Source organism: Fibrobacter intestinalis, assembly GCF_900167415.1.
Lineage (GTDB): Bacteria > Fibrobacterota > Fibrobacteria > Fibrobacterales > Fibrobacteraceae > Hallerella > Hallerella intestinalis.
In genome coordinates, this window is sequence record NZ_FUWU01000040.1 from 1 (window position 1) to 5,294 (window position 5,294).

The following is a 5,294-nucleotide window of genomic DNA, read 5'->3' on the forward strand; positions in this document are numbered from 1 at the left end:
ATGCCTGCAAGCAAGCTTGCGGCGCAACATTCGCCTTGCACGCTTTTGCAAAGGCTCCCTTCCAGGGACAATTCGTCTAAAAGAGTAAAACTCTTAAGACTTCATGGGTGGCCCCTTTTCCCTTCACCCTATCCCCCGCCACGCTTGGCGGTGGGAAATTTTGGATTCTGGGGCGGAATGAGATGTGTTACGTCGCGAGAGGGGATATAGTCTTTTTCACAAGCTGAACTCCCTTTTAAAGAGGAACGTTTTTTCTCAAAGTGATTTTTCTCGCGGGTTGCGAGGTGTTTTGCATTCTGGCTAGCCGTTTCTCCTATATTTCCAACTCCCGACTTTCAAATAAGCCTTCTAATTTTGGCTTGTGCAAGGAAGCTTTGCTTCAAATTACTCGTTTTCTGTAAATCTCTCGCTCTTTTTTTAAATTGTCGCCATGCTATTGAATTGGGAAACTCTTCTTTCGGCGACCCGTTTTGGGCATCCGGCCAGTTTGGATCCGAACCGTTCCGATTTTCACCGGGATTACGACCGCATTATTTTTTCGACGGCGTTTCGCCGATTAGGGCGCAAGACGCAGGTGCATCCGTTTTCGGTCAATGACCATGTCCACAGCCGATTGACCCATTCCATCGAGGTTTCCAGCGTCGCTCGCAGTTTGGCGATCACCGTTTTCAACGAAATCAAAAACGAGTTCCCGAAAAATTTCAACGCCTACCACTTGGGGACTATTGCGCAGTCCGCGGCTCTCGCCCACGACATCGGCAATCCGCCTTTTGGCCATGCGGGAGAGGCGGCGATTCGCGACTGGTTCAAAAAGAATCGGGACTCTGCGCCGCTCCGGGATTTTAGCGACAAGGAAATGAAGGATTTTGAAAATTTTGACGGCAATGCGCAGGGCGTTCGGATTCTTTCGAAATTGGAATATCATTTTCTGGACGGGGGAATGCGCCTGACTTATCCGACTGTCGCGTCGATGATGAAGTATCCGTATCTTTCTTGCTATGGAACGCCGGCCAGCCTGTTTCAGACGGAAGCGGACGATTACCGTGCCATGGCCTACGTGCTTGGAATTCCGGAAATGGAAAACGGCAAATGGATGCGGCACCCGCTCAGCTACTTGGTGGAAGCCGCGGACGATATTTGCTATTGCATTCTCGATGTGGAAGACGCTATAGAGCTTGGCATTCTCCAGTTCGCCGATGTCCGGAATATGTTCGAATATCTTTGCGGTCCGCAAGTGGATATCGACAAGGAATACAATGAAAGCGGACAGAATTTTCGGGATTTTCTTTCGAGCGTCCGGGGGCTTGCCGTCCAGAACCTGATTGACGACGTGGCGCAGGTCTTTGTGAATCATTATCCCGAAATCATGAACGGCGAATTGCGGGGAACCTTGCTGGACCTTGCCGATTCCGATGCGGTGAATGGAATCCGCATTGCGAAAAGGCTCGGCAGGGAGCGCATTTATCCGGATCGCCGAAAAACAGAGCTGGAAGTGGGCAGCTATACGACCCTCAGTACGGTTTTGGATGCTTTTGTGAGCGGCGTTTACGAGTTCCGCAAATTCGGTAAATCCTCTTATCGGGCGTCTCGCATTGTGCGTCTTATTGGCCAGGCGAAAATCGGGCAGTCGGTGACCCCCTTGGAGGCCTACCACCAGGTTCTCGATTTTGTGAGCGGGATGACGGACAATTACGCCTCCTATCTGGCGCGGCAGATCAGCGGTCTTGTGCAATGACCGGCATTCAAAACGACGCATCCTGCGTTTGGCTTTTCGATTACGACCTGACTCTCTATTCTCAGGCGGAAAGGGCCGTGCTCGATTCGCTGGATCGCCGGATTTCGCTGTATGTGCAGAAAATTGCCGGCTGCTCTTTGGAAGAAGCGCAGAAAATCCGCAAGGACTACTGGAATGATTTTGGCACGACTCTCTCGGGTCTTCGTCGGGTATTCGGAGTGGATCCCGATGATTTCTTTGATTTTATCCACCAGCCCGAAAATTTGATTTATCCCGAAGAAGCTCCGCAAAAACGGGAATTGCTGCAATCGCTTTGGGGCGCGCGCTACATTTTTACGAATGGACGCTCGGATTGGAGCCGTGAGGGATCTTTGCGCATGGGAATTTTGGGTTGCTTTGTGCGCATTGTCGGCTTGGAAAATTTGAACTGGGAAGGGAAGCCGCAGATGGCGGCTTACGAAAAAATGGAGTCCGTCTTGCGGGAAGACGGCGTATGGGATGGGCGGGACCCTTCGAGGATAATCCTTTTGGACGACTCTGCCCGAAATTTGGAACCTGCGGCTCGGCGTGGCTGGAAAACAATCTGGGTGAATCCGGACTCCGAAAAATCTGCGCTTGCCGATGCGCGAATCGCCGACCTGATGGAACTTCCGCGTCTTTTGACTCGTTCCTGAAAAATCGGGCTGATAAAAACTATCTTTGCCGCGTATGCTGGAAATGTTCTCGTTTGAATTTGTCCAAAATGCTTTGATTGCCGCCGTGCTTGTCGCTATCGCTTGCGGGGTGATGGGTTCGTATGTCGTGGTGAATAAAATTGCGGGAACGGCGGGCGGGGTCGCTCATGCTTCGTTTGGGGGCATCGGGCTGGCCTGTTTTTTCGGATTTTCCCCGATGCTGGGGGCTTTGGGCGTGGCTTTGGTCTGCGCGCTGATCATGGGATATTTGACATGGACTCGCCGCGAACGCTCCGACACGCTCATCAACGTGATTTGGGCGGGCGGGATGGCGATGGGCGTCATCTTGACGGATTTGACGCCGGGTTACAGCGGTGACATGATGAGCTTTCTTTTCGGGAGCATCTTGACGGTTCCGCGGGAACTTCTCTTTGGCATGACGATGCTCACCGTCGGGATTCTGGCAGTCTCGGCGTTGTTCTTTCGCCAGTTTCTTGCGATATCTCATGATCCGGAATTTGCCCGGGTTCGGGGCGTTCCCGTGCTGCGGCTCTATATGCTTTTGATGGCGATGATCGCTTGCACGGTCGTGATGGCGGTGCAGACTGTCGGCTTGATTCTGGTCATTGCGCTCTTGACGATTCCCGCGTATGTAGCGGAAAGCCATGCCAAAAATCTCAAGCAGATGATGTTCCTCTCTTGTGTATTTTCTCTTGTGCTTTCTTTGGGCGGTCTCTTTTTGGCTTACCAGATGAATTTTACCGTCGGTCCGGTCATTATTCTGTTGAGTGTTGCGCTTTATGCGGGGAATGCGGCTCTCCGGCGTTTGTTGGCGGTTAGACGGTAGCCCGTTATTTGTGGGGAATAAGGCTGCCATTCCTTAACTTGGGAAAAAAATCTATATTTCCCTTTGGCATTGTTTGGAAATTTCTGCCGCAGGGCGGGTGTTTTCAAACGACCGGAAAATTTTGAGATTCGACTCTTATCCTCTGTTCTGAAACTACCACTTTCAACTGACTGAAGAATAAGACAAGCGCTTACGCCCCATTGGGTGGGAGTTGTTTGTTTTTATTCAGTCAAAGGGTGTGGTATCCACAGAACAGATTGGCACGAGAAGCAACTTCACGCCTTTTTACCCCAAAAGACGTCCACCTTCACAAACAGGGACAAGAGTCAATCCGGAGCAATTCAAAGGAGTTCATCTTAAAATCATAGAGCGAACGTCATCGCGCTTTAATCACGTTGTTGGGCAAATTGTCCGACAGGTTAAGGATGTCGTCTTTTGACAAAATATTGATTGCCAGATTCTGTGATGGCCGCCTCTAAAAATGAGTTGCGACACATCGCACAACATTTCACCTCTAGCGAAGCTAAATCGTCATTGCTGCCTTAGGCTTTCCCGTCATGAGACGCAGGCACTTACGAAACTTGGCAATTTCTTGCCCTAGTTGAGTGATCCACTATGTGGACGGCAAACTTTTGCGCATCCGAAGATTGCTTCACTACGTTCGCAACGACGAAATACGGTTCGGGGTGATGTATAACAACCTTTATCCACCCGCCCTGCTGTTTTCTTTAATATAGAACGACGAAAGCGACCGTTTGACTATTTGTGGTGACCTTTTCTGAAAAAAAACGCCCTACTTTCTTATTGCCGAAAGGGACGAAAAAACAAAAGCCCCAAAGGAGGCAAATATAAGACCGTAGAATGAATAACATCGTGTTTTGACACCAATGTCGGGCGGACCGTCCGACAGGTTAAGGATTGTTACCTTCAAATACAATCCAAACATTTTTCCGCCGCAAGGCAATGATAATTTGTTATGAAAAGAATGCCCAATCAGCTCAAGAAAAAGCGTCTGTTACTCCACTACTTGGATTACACCAACAAGACTCACAAAAGCGGACGCTTGGAACTTCCCTGCGTCCAGTGCAATACCGAAATCGTTCCCGATTACATAGCACTCTATTCGCAGACCGGGGATTATCACCGTACCGAAAAAAACGCCGTCGCCTATTTTCAGTTTGACGATGTGTTCGACGGCCAATACGGCCTTTACAATGCCATTTATTACAACAACCGCAAGGACTTGCGAAATTTCAAAAAACGTTTCAAAGGTGTGCGGTTCGCTATTGCTCCGGACTGTTCGGAATGCGGCGACGTGGACCTGCTGGAAAATCTCTACCGGCTGAAACGTTCGCGGGTAATTTCCCTGTGGCTTACAATCGAATTGGGAATATGCGTGATCCCCTTGATAACGTTCCCCAGCCTGGATTTTCTGCCTTTTGTGTTGGAAGGGCTGAAAGAGTGCAGCGTCGTGGCGTTCAGCACCAAATGCTACATCAACAATGCCGAAGAACGGAAGATCCTCATGGAAGCCGTTCGAATAACGGTAGATACGTTGAACATTAAGAAAATCGTCGTTTACGATGTCTGCAAGGCCAACGATAAGGCTTTGGCGATTTTCAAATACGCAGCCCAAAAAGGGATTGAAATCGTCATTCCAGACAACATATTGAAAATTCGAAACAAGCATAAAAAGAAGCAAGCGAAAGGAGGTAAAAATGAGAAGTAGCAACACCGGCCTGTGTCACGGGACTTCGGGTTCGCCGCAAGAAAGCATCGAATCGCTGGAATACGGAGCCAAGGTCCAAGAAATCGAGAATAGGCTTAAAGAGGAATTTGGCCATTCCAAATATCCAAAAGAGGTCCTCTCGAATTTGGGGAACACCGAACGCTTTACAGAAGGGGCGATAAAACATATATTTGAAGGAGAGGTGAACGACAAAGGCAAGGCTGTGGGATACCACTATGAAGGCGTTGAAAACGCCAAAGGTCATATAACACCGGGAACAAGGTCGCCCTCCGACAAGCATGGCGTTTA

At 49.5% G+C, this 5,294-nt stretch carries 4 protein-coding genes and 1 pseudogene; all 5 read left to right on the plus strand.

Annotation, left to right across the window (positions count from 1 at the left end; translation table 11 throughout):
• Positions 1-430 precede the first annotated feature (430 nt).
• Positions 431-1,735, plus strand: coding sequence for a deoxyguanosinetriphosphate triphosphohydrolase (locus B5D40_RS10605; protein WP_073301982.1), 1,305 nt, complete (start codon positions 431-433; stop codon positions 1,733-1,735).
• A complete protein-coding gene (locus tag B5D40_RS10610) occupies positions 1,732-2,409 on the plus strand; it encodes an HAD family hydrolase (RefSeq protein WP_078776878.1) in 678 nt (225 codons plus the stop codon). Before B5D40_RS10605 ends, B5D40_RS10610 begins: the two co-directional genes overlap by 4 nt.
• Before the next feature lie 34 nt (positions 2,410-2,443).
• A complete protein-coding gene (locus B5D40_RS10615; protein ID WP_078776879.1) occupies positions 2,444-3,256 on the plus strand; it encodes a metal ABC transporter permease in 813 nt (270 codons plus the stop codon).
• 976 nt (positions 3,257-4,232) lie between these two features.
• Complete coding sequence (locus tag B5D40_RS10620; protein WP_078776880.1) at positions 4,233-4,985, plus strand: DUF4417 domain-containing protein; 753 nt, start codon at positions 4,233-4,235, stop codon at positions 4,983-4,985.
• A pseudogene (locus tag B5D40_RS15690) lies at positions 4,975-5,294 on the plus strand (EndoU domain-containing protein); the annotation flags it as partial. The gene B5D40_RS10620 and the pseudogene B5D40_RS15690, both read left to right, overlap by 11 nt.